This is a genomic window from Pseudomonas sp. WS 5010, from assembly GCF_012985565.1.
Classification (GTDB): Bacteria; Pseudomonadota; Gammaproteobacteria; order Pseudomonadales; family Pseudomonadaceae; genus Aquipseudomonas.
This window is the reverse complement of record NZ_JAAQWQ010000013.1, coordinates 26,422-42,373: the sequence shown is the minus strand read 5'-3', so window position 1 is coordinate 42,373 and position 15,952 is coordinate 26,422. Positions and strand designations below refer to the sequence as shown.

Annotated in this window: 11 protein-coding genes; 5 read left to right on the top strand and 6 right to left on the bottom strand. The window is 62.1% G+C overall.

The genetic code is table 11. The features are described from left to right. Positions 1-30: 30 nt before the first annotated feature. On the bottom strand, positions 31-489 hold the full coding sequence (locus tag HBO11_RS27320; RefSeq protein WP_169955112.1) for a GNAT family N-acetyltransferase: 459 nt from the start codon (positions 487-489) through the stop codon (positions 31-33). Positions 490-684: 195 nt separating this feature from the next. Here HBO11_RS27320 and HBO11_RS27315 point away from each other — a divergent pair, with 195 nt between their 5' ends. After that, the gene (locus tag HBO11_RS27315; protein WP_169955113.1) at positions 685-2,100 is read left to right on the top strand and encodes a glycosyltransferase family 39 protein; all 1,416 of its coding nucleotides are present in this window, start codon (positions 685-687) and stop codon (positions 2,098-2,100) included. Positions 2,101-2,103: 3 nt separating this feature from the next. Here HBO11_RS27315 and HBO11_RS27310 read toward each other — a convergent pair whose 3' ends face one another. Then, positions 2,104-3,258, bottom strand: coding sequence for an OprD family porin (locus HBO11_RS27310; protein WP_262381132.1), 1,155 nt, complete (start codon positions 3,256-3,258; stop codon positions 2,104-2,106). Between the two features lie 241 nt (positions 3,259-3,499). Here HBO11_RS27310 and HBO11_RS27305 point away from each other — a divergent pair, with 241 nt between their 5' ends. The 4 genes from HBO11_RS27305 to HBO11_RS27290 all read left to right on the top strand — a co-directional run bounded on the left by HBO11_RS27305 (position 3,500) and on the right by HBO11_RS27290 (position 9,966). Continuing rightward, positions 3,500-4,393: a LysR family transcriptional regulator gene (locus HBO11_RS27305; RefSeq protein WP_169955115.1), complete on the top strand. Its 894-nt coding sequence runs from the start codon at positions 3,500-3,502 to the stop codon at positions 4,391-4,393. 211 nt (positions 4,394-4,604) lie between these two features. Further along, on the top strand, positions 4,605-6,044 hold the full coding sequence (locus HBO11_RS27300; RefSeq protein ID WP_169955116.1) for a Na+/H+ antiporter NhaC family protein: 1,440 nt from the start codon (positions 4,605-4,607) through the stop codon (positions 6,042-6,044). Between the two features lie 19 nt (positions 6,045-6,063). Further along, the gene (locus tag HBO11_RS27295; RefSeq protein ID WP_169955149.1) at positions 6,064-7,884 is read left to right on the top strand and encodes a CocE/NonD family hydrolase; all 1,821 of its coding nucleotides are present in this window, start codon (positions 6,064-6,066) and stop codon (positions 7,882-7,884) included. A gap of 162 nt (positions 7,885-8,046) precedes the next feature. Beyond that, positions 8,047-9,966 (top strand): methyl-accepting chemotaxis protein, encoded by a 1,920-nt coding sequence (locus HBO11_RS27290; protein ID WP_169955117.1) that lies wholly within the window; start codon positions 8,047-8,049, stop codon positions 9,964-9,966. Between the two features lie 638 nt (positions 9,967-10,604). On the opposite strand, the gene HBO11_RS27285 is transcribed toward HBO11_RS27290, so the two are convergent. The 4 genes from HBO11_RS27285 to HBO11_RS27270 all read right to left on the bottom strand — a co-directional run bounded on the left by HBO11_RS27285 (position 10,605) and on the right by HBO11_RS27270 (position 15,952). Beyond that, the gene (locus HBO11_RS27285) at positions 10,605-10,973 is read right to left on the bottom strand and encodes a glyoxalase superfamily protein (protein ID WP_169955118.1); all 369 of its coding nucleotides are present in this window, start codon (positions 10,971-10,973) and stop codon (positions 10,605-10,607) included. Positions 10,974-11,062: 89 nt separating this feature from the next. Continuing rightward, positions 11,063-13,519, bottom strand: coding sequence for a DUF6543 domain-containing protein (locus tag HBO11_RS27280; protein WP_169955119.1), 2,457 nt, complete (start codon positions 13,517-13,519; stop codon positions 11,063-11,065). 107 nt (positions 13,520-13,626) lie between these two features. Further along, the gene (locus HBO11_RS27275) at positions 13,627-15,090 is read right to left on the bottom strand and encodes a D-aminoacylase (protein ID WP_169955120.1); all 1,464 of its coding nucleotides are present in this window, start codon (positions 15,088-15,090) and stop codon (positions 13,627-13,629) included. Between the two features lies 1 nt (position 15,091). Then, a complete protein-coding gene (locus HBO11_RS27270) occupies positions 15,092-15,952 on the bottom strand; it encodes a MurR/RpiR family transcriptional regulator (protein WP_169955121.1) in 861 nt (286 codons plus the stop codon).

Sequence of the window (15,952 nt, the reverse complement as noted above, 5' to 3'; positions counted from 1 at the left end):
AGCAATATCGGCGAGCGTTGCGGGCGGGCGCTACAGGGCCATCCGATACTCGATGCAGCCCGAGTCTTCTGCGATCCAGTTGTAGAGTTTCTGCGCACGTTTATTGGTCTGCTGGGTATGCCAGTACAACCGGGCGCAGCCGTGGTGTTGCGCATAGCGCTGGACCCATTCGATCAACAGCTTGCCGGTGCCGCCACCGCGCACGGTGGGGGCCACGTACAGGTCTTCGAGGTAGCAAAAATCAGCGACCGCCCAGGTCGAACGATGCAACAGCGCATGCACCAGCCCGACCAACTCATCGCCCTGTACCGCCACGGCGCAGGCCATGGCTTCATCGGCATCGAGCAAGCGACTGAAGGCGGTGCGGGTAGTGGTCTCATCCAGGGTGACTTGATAAAAGTCCTGGTAGGCCAGCCACAGTTGCAGCCATTGCTCATAGTCTTCGGGTTGCAAGGCTCTCACCACGATTGCCTGTGGATCGTTACTCATCGCGTTCTCCTATCGGGAAGCCCGCTCCAGTGTGGATCGGGACCTGGCAATGGTAGGTTTCCCTGGCGGCGGCGAACCGACCACTTCAAGGCTACTTGGCAGGCCAATCCACAACAGGCTCTGCGTTCACAATTTGTTAAGGATTGCCTTCGTATACTCCAACACTACCCCCTCTAGCATCCGGTAACCCACCCCATGACACGCCCTGCCCCGCTGTTGCTGCTGCTTGCCGGTCTGCTGTTCTTCGTGGCCCTGGGTAATCATGAGTTGCAAGGCTCCACCGAAGCCCGGGTGGCCGGGATTGCCATGGCCATGCACCTGGATAATGACTGGGTGGTGCCGCGCCTGTTCGCTGAGCCGTTCCTGGAAAAACCACCCCTGAGCCTATGGCTGGATGCCGGGGCGATTCGCCTGTTTGGCGCCAGCACCGGCGCGGTCCGACTGGCCTCGGCGTTTGCCGGGTTGTTCAGTGTGATGCTGCTGTACGGCATGTTGCGCCGCTTCGGACGGCCCAAGCCCCTGGCGTTTGGCGCCGCGCTGGTGCTGGCGACCATGGCCAGTTACTGGAGCAACGTGCGCGGCGTAGGTGAGGATGCGCTGCTCAGCCTCGGCGTGACCCTGGCCCTGCTGGCGTTCTACCAGGCCACCCGCGCGGAATCCCAGCCCGGTGCCAATATCGGCACATGGCTGCTGTTTACCTTGGGGATGGCCATCGCCACCTTGAGCAAAGGCGTGCTGGGCCTGGCGATGCCGGGCATTGTGATTTTTGCCTACCTGGCCTGCACCAGCCTGTTGGACAAGCGCGTGCGGCCCGGCCAATGGCTGCGGCCCGGCATGTTCACCCTACTGGCGCTGGTGCCGTTGTTGATCTGGCTGGGGTTTCTGTATCAACGGGGTGGGATGCAGGCAGTCGGTGAGGTGTTGTGGACCAACAGTGTCGGACGTTTCAGCGGCTCCTTCGTCGAAGCCGGGCATTACGAGCCGATCTACTACTACCTGGCCAAACTGCCCGAAGCCTTTTTGCCGTGGAATATCCTGGTGTACCTGGGCCTGTGGCACTTTCGCAAAAGTCTGGCGAGCAATCGCTACCGGCTGTTTTTCAGCCTGTGGCTGGTGGCGCAATTTACCCTGCTGACCTTCGCCTCCAGCAAACGCATCGTGTATCTGATGGCCCTGACCCCGGCGGCGGCGGTCCTCGCGGCCGAATATGGCGCGGTCCTGCTTGGCCGCGTGCCCGCCTATCGCCGTGGCTTGATCACCGGCGTATTTGCCGTGGTGATTGCCGGCTACCTGGGCGCTGCTATCTGGTATGCGCCCAAGGCCGACCGGCGAGAATCCTTCGTGCCGCTGACCCGCCAAATCCAGGAATTACAAGCCCAGGGCCACACGGTGGTGCTGTACCAGCCCAACGAGCGTGTGGCCGGCGCCAGCGTGTTTTACACCCAGAGCAACTTGCCGATCCTGCAGACGGAGGCACAACTGCGCACCTATCTCGATGCCAGGCCGGGCAATGTGGCGTTGCTGGACCGTATCGAGCAACTGACGACTCCGGTCACCGCTCTCAAGCAGATCACCGTGGGCAGCCGGCCCTACTCGTTTGTCGAACAGTAAGGCCTACCAGAGCGCCAGATCGTACGTCAGGTAGACCCGGTAGTTATCGCGGTCACTGGCATAGGTGGAACGGTAGGTGGCCTTGCGCAATTCCACGCCCAGGCCTTTGAGGGTGCTGTCCTGGATCACATAGCGCAGGTGGGTGTCGGACTCCCACTCGCGCGCTTCGCGGCCCTTGAAGTCGCCGTTCTGGCCTTTGTAGTAACGGGTCATGAAGCTCAGGCCCGGCAGCACGGCGGCGAAGTCATAGTCGTAGCGCAGCATCCAGGTTTGCTCACCGGCCTGGATGAACTTGCCGACCCCAGCGTTGCTGAACGAGTACACCGTCGACACGCTGGCATAGGGCAGCGCGGTATCGCCGCTGACTTTCTGGTAGCCCACGCCCAGTGCCTGCGGCCCCAGGCGATAGGTGAACAGGCCGCTGAACATGTCGCTGTCGACCTTGCCGTTGCGCGCCTTGCCGGCTTCATTGCTGATGAAGTAGCGCAAATCACTGGTCAGGCTGCCCGGGCCCAACGGCTGCTTATGCACCAGGCCGAGGAATTGCTGGCGATAGAATTCGCGCATTTCCCCGTAGTACCAGGTGCCACTGAGCGTAGGCGTGAAGGCATAGGTGGCGCCGGCGAAATCGAAGTCGCTGCCCTTCTTGCCGCTGTAGCCCTGTGGATAAATATCCACGCTGTCGGTGGAGTTACGCAGCTTGAATTGATCCAGGTGCCCGCTGTGCAGGTACAGGTTGCGGATGCCCGTGTATTCGACCTGGGTGCCGCGAAATGTCTGGGGCAGCAGGCGCCCATCGTTGTGCACCAGCACCGGGATCTTGGGCAACAGGGTGCCGGTTTTCACCACGGCCGCGCCGATGCGCATTTTTGCGGTCACGCCGAGGCTGGAGAATTCATTGGCGGCGCGCCCATCATCATGGACCGGCAACAAACCGGTGCCCGCATGGGTGCGGCTGGAGTCGAGCTTGATCCCCGACAGCCCCTGGGCATCCAGGCCAAACCCCACGGTGCCTTCGGTGTAGCCCGACTGCAGGTTGAGCAGAAAGCCTTGCGCCCACTCCTTGCGGTCCTCGCCACCGTCGCGATAACCGTCGTTGAAATAGTAATTGCGCAGGCTCAGCTTGCCCTGGGAATCCTCCCAGAACCCCTGGGCCATCAGCGCCGGCGACAGACTCGCCAGCAAGCCGGCGGTAACTACGCCGCCTCTCGTGAAAAGCTCACGCATCAGTGTTTCCTCAATGCCGTATTGTCGATTTTTATGGGCAGTTGCTCCGTGTGCCAGGCTGGACGCCAGGTCACATTGGGGCGGACACTAACGGCTTGCCGAACGCCCCACAACGTTATGCGAGAAGCGCATGACGCTATGCGCAAAGCCGCCCTTCGACAGGAAATCCACGGTGAACCTCAAGCAACTCGAAGCCTTCAAGGCGATCATGTCCACCGGCTCGACCATCGGCGCGGCCACGCGCATGGGCTTGTCGCAGTCTGCGGTCAGCCGCCTGTTGAGCCAGTTGGAGGACGCCCTGGGGTTTGCCCTGTTCCTGCGCAAAAAGGGCCGCCTGATGGCCACGCCAGAGGCCGAGGAGTTGCTCACCGAGGTCGCCGGCCTGGTGGACGGCATGCAGCGTATCCAGCGTCTGGCCGACGAAATGCGCGTCGGCCGCTCGCGCAAAAGCCTGCTCAAGGTCGGCGTCCCCACCAGCATGACCCAGCAATTGTTGCCGCGGATTGTCGCGGACTTTCTCAAGGACCATGACGACACCGTGGTCGAACTGCTGACCGGCTCCTACGACATGATCGAACGCGCCGTGCTGGACCGCTCCGCCGACCTGGGTTTTGTGCGCCTGCCCACCGAGATTCCCGACTTCGATATCGAGCCGGTGCTGCACACCGAAGGTGTGTGCGTGATGCCAGCCGATCACCCGTTGAGTCGCCAAGAGTTCATCGAGGTGCAGCATCTGCGCAACGTGCCGCTGGTGATGCTGGGCCGGCAACGGGCGGTGCGTACCGAGTTGAACCAGATGTTCCGCGCCGCCAACCTGACGCCCCAGGTGCGGGTCGAGGTGCACTCGGTGGGCGCCGCCTGCAGCTTTGTCGCCGAAGGCCTAGGGGTGTCGATCGTCAACGGTTTGCTGGCCAGCCACTTCATGCATCTGCCGATTGTCAGCCGGCCGTTTCGCCCGGCGTTGCCCTATGAATTTGGCCTGGCATTTCGTGCCGACGAGCCACGCTCACAGTTGGTAACGGCCTTCGCCGACCACCTCAAAAGCTGCCTCGCCACCCCACTGTAGGAGCCGGTTTGCCGGCGATGACAGCCGCGCCAACACCACAGCCTCCCAGCCGAACCGCTCGTCGTTGCGCGCAATCTGTGTGTAAAACGCATACCCCAACCCGCCCCACGCATAACGTTGTGGGCCTGCGCGCTTTGCCCTAGTGTCCGCCCACCACAACAATAACAGCGCACTCACCCCGCCCAGACGGGGTCGCGCCGGGGCCGCCAGCATGACCGAACCGCAGATCCTCCGTACCCCGCCGCCCACCGAGGCGGCCGCAGACAAACCCGTGCAACGCAAGCAAATCAACCCAGCGATCATTCTGCTGAGTATCGTCCTGCTCGCCGTCGCCTTCACCTATGCGGTGAATGCCGGCAAATTCCAGCGTCACAATGGCCTGGTGGTGCCGGGCTCGTACCAGGTGCTGGAAAAGCAGGACTCCTTCAGCCAACTGTTCTCCCTGGAACCGCGCAAGGCCGGCGACACAACCGCGCGCCCGGTGTCGTTGGTGGAAGGTTTCATGGCCATCCCCCAAGGCATCGAAAAGCGTGCGGCGCTGATTTTCATGGTGCTGTTCATCGGCGGCATGTTCGGCGTGCTGAACAAGGCCGGGGTAATCGACGCCGGGCTGGAGCGCCTGCTGGGCCTGACGCGGGGCAATATCTACGTGCTGGTGCCGAGCCTGATGCTGGTATTTTCCGCCGGCAGCACCTTCATGGGGCTGGCCAAGGAATTCATCCTGATCGTGCCGTTGATGGTGGCCATGGCTAACCGCCTGGGGCTGTCGAACCTGATTGGCCTGGCCATCGTCACCATCTCGGTGAAGATCGGCTACCTGGCGTCCATCTCCAACCCGGTGGCGTTGTCCGTGGCCCAGCCGATGGTCGGCCTGCCGATCTTCAGCGGCTTGAGCATGCGCGTCGCCGCTTACTGCACCTTCCTGCTGGTGGGTATCGCGTTTGTGCTGTGGAGCATTCGCAAACACGGCTTTGATGCCAGCGCGCAGATCACCTTTGAAAGCAAACCCCTGCCGATTCGCCACCTGCTGAACCTGCTGGTGCTGGGCGGCGGGATCGGTTTTCTGGTGTATGCCTCGAACCGCTGGGGCTGGAAATACCATGAACTGTCGGCGTTCTACCTGCTGCTGACCGTGGCCTTTACGGTGATCGCCGGCCTGGCTGCCAGCACTGCCGCCAGCGCGTTTGTCGATGGCATGAAAAAGGTGCTGATCGCCGGCGTATTGATCGGCCTGGCGACCGCCGTGGAAATCATCCTCAGCACCGGCCAGGTGCTGGACACCATCGTCAACAGCCTGGCCAACCTGGTGGGCGACCACGGGCCGGTGGTCTCGGCCTACGGCATGTTCTTCGCGCAACTGGGGCTGGACGTGCTGATCCCGTCCACCTCAGGCCAGGCGGCGGTGACGATGCCGATCTTCGGGCCGCTGGGCCAGTTGTCCGGGGTCAGCCCGCAAACCACGGTGTTTGCCTTTTTGATGGGCAACGGCCTGACCAACATGATCACCCCGACCTCCAGCGGCCTGCTGGTGCTGCTGGCCACCGCCAACGTCGGCTGGGGCCAATGGGCGCGCTACATCCTGCCGCTGTTCCTGATCTACGCGGTGCTGGCGATGGTGCTGTTGGCCATTGCCGTGCAAACCGGATATTGAGCCAATGAGTGTTTTACCTATGCAAACCCTGCACAACCAGATGATCGCCATGCGCGATGGCATCCACCTGGCCACCGATATTTACCTGCCGGCGGGCGGCGAAGGGCCGTATCCGGTGGTGATCGAACGTACGCCCTATGACAAGTGCAAACCGTCGCGCTCGGAAAAACAGCTCGACGGCCAGCACATCTCCCGCGAGCAGATGGCGGCGTGTTTTACCGCCCAGGGGTTTGTCGCGATCTTCCAGGATTGCCGCGGGCGCTACGCCTCCGAAGGGGTGTTCACCAAATACACCGCCGAGGGCGAAGACGGCTTCGACACCCTGGCCTGGATCGTTCGCCAGCCATGGTGCAACGGCAAGATCGGTAGCATGGGCCTGTCCTACGCGGCCCACACCCAGCTGGCGATGGCCTGCCTGCACCCGCCGGGCCTGAGCAGCATGGTGCTCGACAGCGGCGGCTTCGCCAACGCCTACCAATGCGGGATTCGCCAGGGCGGTGCGTTTGAACTCAAGCAGGCTACCTGGGCCTTTCGCCAGGCCAAGGAAAGCCCGCTAGCCCTGGCCGACCCGCAAGTACGCCAGGCGCTGGAAGACGAAGACATCCATGAGTGGTTCCGCCGCATGCCCTGGCAGGCGGGCCAATCACCGTTGCGCCATGTGCCCGAGTACGAAGCCTATCTGCTGGAGCAGTGGGCCCAGGGCACTTTCGGCCCCTACTGGCAGAAGTCGGGAATTTATGCCGAAGGTCATTACGCGGACTTGCCGGATATTCCCGTGTTGTTCATGTCCAGTTGGTATGACGCTTATGTCAGCTCGACCCTGGCCAACTACGCCGCATTCACCCGCGCCAACCGTGCACCGCAACAGTTGATCATGGGGCCGTGGCTGCACGGTGACCGTAACATCAGCCATAGCGGCGATGTGGAGTTCGGCGCCCAGGCCGCGTTTGACGGCCAGGTGGCGCAGGATTGGTTGAGTTGCCGCCTGCAATGGTTCGAGCAGTCCCTCAAGCCTGGGACGCAGCCACCGCAGGCCCAGGTGCAGGTGTTCCTGATGGGCGGCGGTAGCGGCTTACCGGATGAAAAGGGGCGCCTGCAACACGGCGGCCGCTGGTTGCAGGCCGAGCAATGGCCGCTGCCCGGCACCCAGGCGCTGACCTTGTACCTGGATGAACAACGGCAATTGACCGAGGTTGCGCCCAGCGCTGACGAGGCCGTCCTGGGTTACTACGCCGACCCCGCCAACCCGGTGCCGACCGTGGGCGGCGCACTGACATCCGGTGCGCCGATCTTCGTCGGTGGCGCCTTCGACCAGCGTGAGCGCGCGGACTTTTTTGGCACCCATGGTGACAATCGCCCCCTGTGCGAACGCGACGATGTGCTGAGCTTTGAGACCCCGCCCCTGACCGAAGACCTGATCGTCGCCGGCACGGTGCAGATCGAGCTATGGATCGACAGCGACGCGCCGGACACCGACTTCACCGCCAAGCTGGTGGATGTCTACCCGCCGAGCGCCGCTTACCCGCAAGGCTTTGCGATGAACATCACCGACGGCATCCGCCGCTGCCGTTATCGCGACGCGTGGGAGCAGCCCAAACCGCTGACACCCGGCGAACGGGTGAAAGTGAACATCGAGCCATTTGCCACCTGCAACCTGTTCAAGCAGGGCCATCGCCTGCGCCTGGACATTTCCAGTAGCAATTTCCCGCGCTTCGACGTCAACCCCAACAGCGGCGAAGCCGAGGGCCAGGCCCACGACCCGCGCATTGCCCACAATCGCATCCACCTCAGCCGGGATGCCGCATCGTGTCTGGTCCTGAGCATCCTGCCCAACGGGTGAAGAGCGCCTACATCGGGAGTAATGACCGCTCATCCGCCAATCCCACATTGGCTAAAAAACCGTTTCAGCTCTCGCCCTGCCTGCCGATATCTCCTGACTATCCATCGGCTGGGCGATCTTCCAGCAACTGATGTACACGCAATCTGTTCCTGGAGGAATTCGATGAATACATGGTTTGGCAACATCAGCGTCAACTTGAAACTGGGCCTGGGCTTCGGCCTGGTACTGGTGCTCACCTCGATCCTCGCGCTCACCGGCTGGACCAGCCTGGGCAGCCTGATCGACCGCAGCAACTGGATGAGCGACATCACCCAGCTCAACGCCTCGCTGACCAAACTGCGGATCGTGCGCCTGCAATACATGCTCGCCAACGGCGATGAAACCGTGGCGCAGAACGTCCAGACCACCCTCGACAGTTTTGCCGCGCAGCAGCAACAGTTGGTCAACAGCTTCAAGAGCCCGGAAAACCTCAAGCTGCTCAACGAGCAGAAAGACATCATCACCGCCTACCGGCAGTCGCTGAACAAAATGCGCGAGGCCTACCGTAACGGCAACGCGGCTCGCCAGACCATGGGCGAACGCGCCGACGCCGCCGGCCTGGTGATTGCGGCACTGGACCAGAGCGTGCGGCAGTTGCCTGAAAGCAGTGAACGCTTCGCCCAGTACGAAGCCGTCAACCACGCCAAGGAAGAGTTCCAGGTGGCCCGCTATGAAGTGCGCGGCTACACCGGCAACGTCAACCCGGACACCGAAGCCCGTGCAGCGGCGCAGATTGAATCGGCGATCAATGGCCTCAAAGGCTTGAAGAACGTGTTTGGTGAGTCCCAGCAAGCCGAGCTGATCGCCCTGGAAAATGCCCTGGGCGCCTATCGCAATGCGCTACAGGCGTATAAAGCGGCCAACGCCAATATCGTCCTCGCTCGCCAGGAAATGACCGTGCAGGGTGCCGATATCGTGTCGCGCAGCGAAGCGCTGTATGACATCCAGCTGCAACGCCGCGACGCCGAAAGCGTCCAGGCCCGCAGCCTGCAACTGATCAGCACCGTGCTGGCGCTGCTGGTGGGGATTATCGCCGCGCTGGTCATCACCCGGCAGATCACCCGCCCGCTGCAGGAAACCCTGGCCGTGGTCGAGCGCATCGCTTCCGGCGACCTGAGCCACAACATCCAAGTGACCCGCCGCGACGAACTGGGCGTGCTGCAACAAGGCATCCAGCGCATGGGCACCACCTTGCGCGAGCTGATTTCCGGGATCCGCGACGGCGTCACGCAGATCGCCAGCGCAGCCGAAGAGCTGTCGGCCGTGACCGAGCAGACCAGCGCCGGGGTCAACAGCCAGAAAATCGAAACCGATCAAGTGGCCACCGCCATGCATGAAATGACCGCCACCGTGCAGGAAGTGGCGCGCAACGCCGAACAAGCCTCCCAGGCCGCATCCGCCGCCGATGGCCAGGCCCGCGAAGGCGACAAGGTGGTGGCCGAAGCCATCGCCCAGATCGAACGCCTGGCCGACGAAGTGGCACGCTCCACTGACGCCATGGCCCACCTGCAACAAGAGAGCAACAAGATCGGCAGCGTGATGGACGTGATCAAGGCCGTGGCCGAGCAGACCAACCTGCTGGCGCTCAACGCCGCGATTGAAGCGGCGCGCGCCGGTGAAGCCGGGCGTGGGTTTGCCGTGGTCGCCGACGAGGTACGTGGCCTGGCCCAGCGCACGCAAAAATCCACCGAAGAAATCGAAGGCCTGGTCGCCGGCTTGCAGAACGGCACCCAGCAAGTGGCCGCTGTGATGAACAACAGCCGCAGCCTGACCGACAGCAGCGTCGAACTGACCCGCAAGGCCGGCGTCTCCCTGGAGAACATCACCCGCACGGTGTCGAACATCCAGTCGATGAACCAACAGATCGCCGCCGCCGCCGAACAGCAAAGCGCCGTGGCCGAAGAGATCAGCCGCAGCATCGTCAATGTACGTGACGTATCGGAACAGACCGCAACGGCCAGCGACGAGACTGCCAAGTCGAGCGTCGAACTGGCACGGCTGGGCAGCCAGTTGCAGCAGATGGTCAGCCATTTCCGGGTCTAAGCAAAAAGCCGCCCCGGCCGAAACCGGGGCGGCTCCACTTCTCAGGCCTTAACGGTCATCGAAGCTGTCTCGCAGGAATTTCCAGACGTGATAAACACGCAGGCAATTCACTACGAGGTCCCACGTACGTCGTGCAAACTTGGACATACTCGGCCCTCCTAAGAGTTGGGCCTTACCTCCAGCGCACTTACCGGAACACGTGAGCCTTTGAACGCAGGTCGATTACGTCTCTTGAGGTGGCCGGGCTAATGGTCCTTCCGCATGAATCCGGCACGGATTACTAGCCCGTGGCGGCCGGTCCGGAATTCGCCCGCATACCCGACTCACCTAAAAGCGACAGACGCAGAACGGGGGAGATCCTAACCAACATTTAGGCCAAAGGTGTGACCAATAGTGGTCAAGCATCCAGTATTTGACGGTAGATTTATTGCAGCTTTTTGCAGTCAGCTTTGACGCGAGAAAAGCTTCAGAAGCGATCGGTGCCGATCATCGTTGAACCTTGCGAACCGATATGGTCAACGTTAATATTCGCGGGCAGGTCGATTGCGTCTTTTGAGACAGCAACCCCAGCCACTAACTGGGATTGCAATAAAAAACCGCCCTACCAAGGCGGTTTTTTATTGCCTGAAATTTGTCGATCAGGCTTGCCCTTCCTCGACAAACACCAGCCGATTGCCAAACGGGTCCTTGATGCTCATCTCCCGCGAGCCCCAGGGAGTTTCCTCCACTCCAGGCTTGGCAAAGCGATAATTCTTGGCCTGCAATTGCTGCTGGAACCCATCCACCCCTGGTGCCTGAATCCGCACCGCTGCGCCCGGTGAGGCATCGCCATGGTGCTCGGATAGATGCAGCACGCACTCGCCCAACGACACTTGCAGGTACAACGGAAAATTCGCTTCGAACCGGTGCTGCCAATCGACCTTGAATCCCAGGAAATCGACGTAGAACTCCAGCGCCTTGGCCTCGTCGAAAATCCGCAGGATGGGGGTGACGTTTCCTAACCGCATAAGACTCTCCAAATCCAGAATACTCCCTGTTGAGGCGCCATCACCCTACCCCATAGCCCGTCCACTGTGAATGCCTGACGACGCTGCGTTCAACCATGGGGGATTTTGGTGATCCGCGCGTTCGACAGATCCTCATTGGACACATGCACCTCATCGAACCTATAGGCATTGGCCGCAAACTCATCCAGGCGCCCCTCGTTGCGCAGACGCTCAAGGGTACCGGGTGCAACGCACTGGCGGGCCTCGACGAACTGGGGGTTGGCGTCGATGTTTTCATTGAAGGACACGGCAGGAATGCCGCGGCTGTCGATTTCGTACAAATGGTAATCGCCGCTGAACTCTGTCTCGCCAAAATGCATGGCCGCTGCCTTGGAGCCAGAGGCCACCAGCACCTTGCCATCCATCATCTTTTCGGGCCCGGAAAAGAAGTTTGAGTCCCGAAAACCAACATCCAACGGGTCCCCCCGGCGCTCCACGCGCTCGGCCTTTTCGACGCGATACAACTTGGGCCGGTCGGTGCGCTCGATCATGCCCCGACTGTTGAAATACCCACCGGCAGGCAGGGTGACGCCGGCCTTGAAGGGGTTGGTCTTGATGACATTATCCTCATAGGGATCGTAATCCCCGGATGACGTGGCATCCGAAGCCACGGAAGGTGGCGACTGCTCATCCTCCGACAGTTCCCCCTCCGAGTCGTCAAGCCTGGGTCTTTTGGGGCTGGGCTGTGGGGTCTCATACCTGGGCTGAACCTGCGGCCGCCGGGATCCCGACTGCAGGTAAATTTCCATGGAGGGATCCCACGCAGGATTCAGCTTGCCCCCCAGCGGCGCGGGTAAACGTGGCGGGCCGTCGGGGCTCATCAGCACGCCAATTTTGCCGTTCACTCGTCGATAATTGAAAAAAGGTCTGGCTCCCGCGCCGTTTGCAGCCTCGCCCTGGCCCGCTGGTGAGGCCGCCTCGACGGCGGGATCGGCAGTGAGGGGAACAGACTTGCCCAGCGCATGAAAAAACCCCATCGTCGCCACGTCCATCACCGCAGCATGCAAGCCACTCGCGCGCTCGGCCTGGGTATCGCCTTGCACAGCCGTGTCGATTTCCAGCCCCACCTGTGCTCCAAACAATGCAGTGCCAAGCGCCAGGCCAATCGGCCCGAGCAATGCCATCGGGATGGCAAAGACCGCATTGCCCGCTTGCAACAGGCCCAGGGCATCGTCCTTGTACACCTCGGCATTGGACTTCATTTCGGTATCGGCATCGTTGTTGATGCGCTCACGTGTCTGGCTGGCCATGAAGGAAAACACATCACCACCGACAGGGTAATTCAGGGTGTCGATATGGCTTTCGTTGGCCGCCAGGTCACGAGAACCTAGTTTTTTCAGGGTACTGTCCACACCGCTGGCACTCAGGGCGCCGAATACCCCCTGCTGGCGATCGCGCAAGGAAAAATGCGCCTCCAGCGCCGTGGCCTTCGCCGGGTCCTTGCTCTGCGCAAGTACCCACTGGTCCACTTCGGCACGGTCCTTGAACGCCAGCAAGGAGGGTTGGCCCCCGGGGATATACAAGGTTTCGCTGCCATCCTTCGCGACAAACCGCAGGATGTTGTTGGAGCGGTAGCCATTGATGTCGAAGCACAACACCCGGGTGTCCGGCCCTGGCGCCGCCTCGGCCTGTAACTGTTCTTTTGACACCGGGCCTTCGAGCGGCACGTCGGGCGCGGCCGCCTGCATGACGCTGGCATACGCCTGCGGGCTCAAGCCCTGGCTGGGATCTTTCTGGTTCAGGCCCCGGGCGGCTCGGGCTTGCATTACAAACTGCTTTTTCGCCAGCGTGCGCCACTCGCTGCCGTGCTGGGTCCAGAAGTCGTCCAGCTTGGCAATCACCTTCTTCTGCAAGTCGCCCTCGCGCACCAAATCCAACAACTCGCTGGGCTTCATGCGCAGTTGATTGTCCGCGTTGTAGCTGCCCTTTTGCGGGCCATCCAGATAGAGGCCGTAGACTGAATCCAGGTCCCGCCAGGCCTCCCGGGCATTGGGTACATCATCATGAATTTTCGAGTAAATGTAGCCAGGCCCGGTTCGATCAAGAACGAACCGGCCCAGCCGGCTGAAAAAGTCCGTGACGCTTTCACTTTCAAACAGGGAGAACGGGCTTGTGTTCGAAGACAGGAAATGGGCTACCGCCTGGGCCTTCCCGGCAGCGCCATAGCGCTGCGCCGAGAAAAAATCGCTGGCGACGGCCTCGGTGAGGGTCATGGAGGATTCGGGAGCCCCGTTGTGCTCCCAGCCCGTCACCGCACTGGGATTGTGCGTGCTGTGCGCCGACGAAAATTTATGCAGGTAGACCTTGTCAGGGTCGATCCATTGGTTGGTCAGGTTCCAGACCTTTTCCTGGATCCAGCCTTTGATCGTATCGCGGGGGAAAGGAAAGGCTGTCAGCGCATTGGCGGTCGCCGCATGAATGCTGGCAGCAGGGCCACTGGCGTACAACGCGGCCGCAACGTTGGGCGGGTTACCGAAACGACTGACGCTATCATATTGATTTGGCATACAGGCTCTCCGTAAGAAGTCCTGCCCATATTAGATAGCGCTTCCACCGTCACAACCTACCTTTTGTAAGCCCTCATTGACCACAATCCGACACACCTCACGGCCGATCACACCTGGGCAAAACCCCGCCGCAAATCCCCGCTACGCGCCAGGAAGCGCCCAGCCCTGTGACCATTCGCCTGCCCCTCGCAGTAGCTCAACACACCATTGACCCACACCCCATCAATCCCCTCGGCGGCACGTTGCGGGTCCTTGAAGTCCGCCACATCCCTTACCCGCAACGGGTCGAACAGCACCAGGTCAGCCCAATGCCCCTCGCGGATTTCGCCACGCCCGGCCAGGCCAAAGCGCGCGGCCGACAGGCCGGTCATTTTGTGTACGGCTGTGTGCAGCGGGAACAGTCCCAGGTCGCGGCTGAAATGTCCGAGCACCCGTGGAAATGCGCCCCACAAGCGCGGATGGGGGAACGGGTCTTCCGGCAATCCATCGGAGCCGACCATCGACAGTGGGTGGGCGAGGATGCGCTGCACATCGGCCTCATCCATGCCGTAATAGACCGCCCCCGCCGGTTGCAGGCGGCGGGCGGCGTCCAGCAGGGATGCGCCCCATTCGGCCGCGATGTCCTGCAGATCGCGCCCGCCCACTTGCGGGTGCGGCGTCGACCAGGTGATGGTGATGCGAAATGCATCGGTGACTTGCTTGAGGTCCAGGGTCGAGGAACTGGCGGCATAGGGATAACAATCGCAACCCACCGGGTGGCTCTTCGCCGCCTGTTCCAGGGACGCCAGCAGCTGTGGACTACGCCCCCAGTTGCCGGCGCCGGCACATTTGAGGTGGGAAATGATCACCGGTGCCTTGGCGTGGCGGCCGATCAAAAACGCCTCGTCCATGGCCTCCAGCACCGGCTCGAACTCACTGCGCAGATGGGTGGTGTACACCGCGCCAAACGCCGTCAGCTCTTCACTCAGTTGCAGCACTTCGTCGGTGTCGGCGCTGAACGCGCTGGCGTAGGCCAGCCCTGTGGATAAGCCGAGGGCGCCCGCCGCCAGGCTTTCCTGCAGTTGCTCGCGCATCGCCGCGATTTCGGTGGCGGTGGCGGTGCGGTGCAGGTCGTCCATATGGTTGCTGCGCAAAGCGGTATGGCCAATCAATGCCGCGACGTTGAGGGCCGGGTGAGCGTTTTCCACCGCCGCGCGGTAATCGAGGAAACGCGGATAGGCAAACGCCTCGGCCTTGCCCAGCAGGTTCATCGGGTCCGGTGGGGCACCACGCAGGCTGACCGGCGCGGCGCTGATGCCGCAGTTGCCGACAATCACCGTGGTCACGCCCTGGCTGAGCTTGGGCAGCATCTGCGGCTGGCGGATCACCACGGTGTCGTCGTGGGTGTGCACGTCGATAAAACCCGGCGCCAGTACACGGCCATTGGCCTCGATCTCATGCTCGCCCCGGGCGGCCGACAAGTCGCCGATTTTCTCGATCCGCCCCTCGCGCAGCCCCACGTCGGCGAGATACCCCGGCGTGTTGCTGCCATCAATGATCAGCGCCTGGCGAATCAGCGTGTGGTACTTCATTTCAATCTCCAAGCGGCAGGCTGTCAGGGCCGCCGCGATAGTCGTCCAGGGCCAGCTTGATCCGGCGCAGGCGTTCCTGGTTGTCGTCCGGCATGGCCAGGGCCAGTTCGGTGGCGAGTAAATCGATGGCCAGTAACATGCCGTAGCGCGCCGCCGTGGGTTTGTAGATAAAACTGGTTTCCGCTGGTTGCAGCGGCAGCAGTACGTCAGCCAACTGCGCCAGCGGCGAATCGGCCAGGGTGATGGCGACGACCCGCGCGCCATAATTGCGGGCCAGTTCCACCACGCCCAGCAGCTCGGGCGTCAGGCCGGTGAGGGAGCAGACAATCAGTGCGTGTTCGGCGCTCAACGTGGCGGCCGTGACCCGCATCATCACCGGGTCGCGGCAGGCGGCAATCGGGTAGCCCAGGCGTACCAGGCGCACCTGCAACTCTTCACTGCACAGGCTCGACGGGCCGCCCATGCCAAACGCGTGGATCATCCGCGCCTTGCCCAGCAGGTTCACCGCATCGACAAACCCGGCCTGGTTGAAGCCCGACAGGTGCTGGCGCAACGTCGCTTCGATATCACCGAGGATCTGGCGATGAAACGCCGACTGCTCGGGCAACCCCGCCGGGTCCAGAAAACGGCTGCCCACGCCACTGGCCTGGGCCAGTTGCAGGCGCAGGTCGCGCAAGTCGCGGCAACCGACGCTGCGGGCAAAGCGCGACAAGGTGGCGGTGCTGACCTCGGCCCGCTGGGACAGCTCTTCCAGGCTGGCGGATGCGGCAAAACCCACATCATCGAGCATCAGCCGGGCGATACGCCCTTCGCCAGCGCTGAAGGAATCCTGGCGGGCGCGGATCTGGTAGAGGATGTCCAT

What these genes read in the sequence shown, in the direction of transcription:
- HBO11_RS27320 (WP_169955112.1), bottom strand. Translation starts at nt 489, where the DNA reads ATGAGTAACGATCCACAGGCAATCGTGGTGAGAGCCTTGCAACCCGAA.
- HBO11_RS27315 (WP_169955113.1), top strand. Translation starts at nt 685, where the DNA reads ATGACACGCCCTGCCCCGCTGTTGCTGCTGCTTGCCGGTCTGCTGTTC.
- HBO11_RS27310 (WP_262381132.1), bottom strand. Translation starts at nt 3,258, where the DNA reads ATGGCCCAGGGGTTCTGGGAGGATTCCCAGGGCAAGCTGAGCCTGCGC.
- HBO11_RS27300 (WP_169955116.1), top strand. Translation starts at nt 4,605, where the DNA reads ATGACCGAACCGCAGATCCTCCGTACCCCGCCGCCCACCGAGGCGGCC.
- HBO11_RS27295 (WP_169955149.1), top strand. Translation starts at nt 6,064, where the DNA reads ATGCAAACCCTGCACAACCAGATGATCGCCATGCGCGATGGCATCCAC.
- HBO11_RS27290 (WP_169955117.1), top strand. Translation starts at nt 8,047, where the DNA reads ATGAATACATGGTTTGGCAACATCAGCGTCAACTTGAAACTGGGCCTG.
- HBO11_RS27285 (WP_169955118.1), bottom strand. Translation starts at nt 10,973, where the DNA reads ATGCGGTTAGGAAACGTCACCCCCATCCTGCGGATTTTCGACGAGGCC.
- HBO11_RS27280 (WP_169955119.1), bottom strand. Translation starts at nt 13,519, where the DNA reads ATGCCAAATCAATATGATAGCGTCAGTCGTTTCGGTAACCCGCCCAAC.
- HBO11_RS27275 (WP_169955120.1), bottom strand. Translation starts at nt 15,090, where the DNA reads ATGAAGTACCACACGCTGATTCGCCAGGCGCTGATCATTGATGGCAGC.
- HBO11_RS27270 (WP_169955121.1), bottom strand. Translation starts at nt 15,952, where the DNA reads ATGGACATCCTCTACCAGATCCGCGCCCGCCAGGATTCCTTCAGCGCT.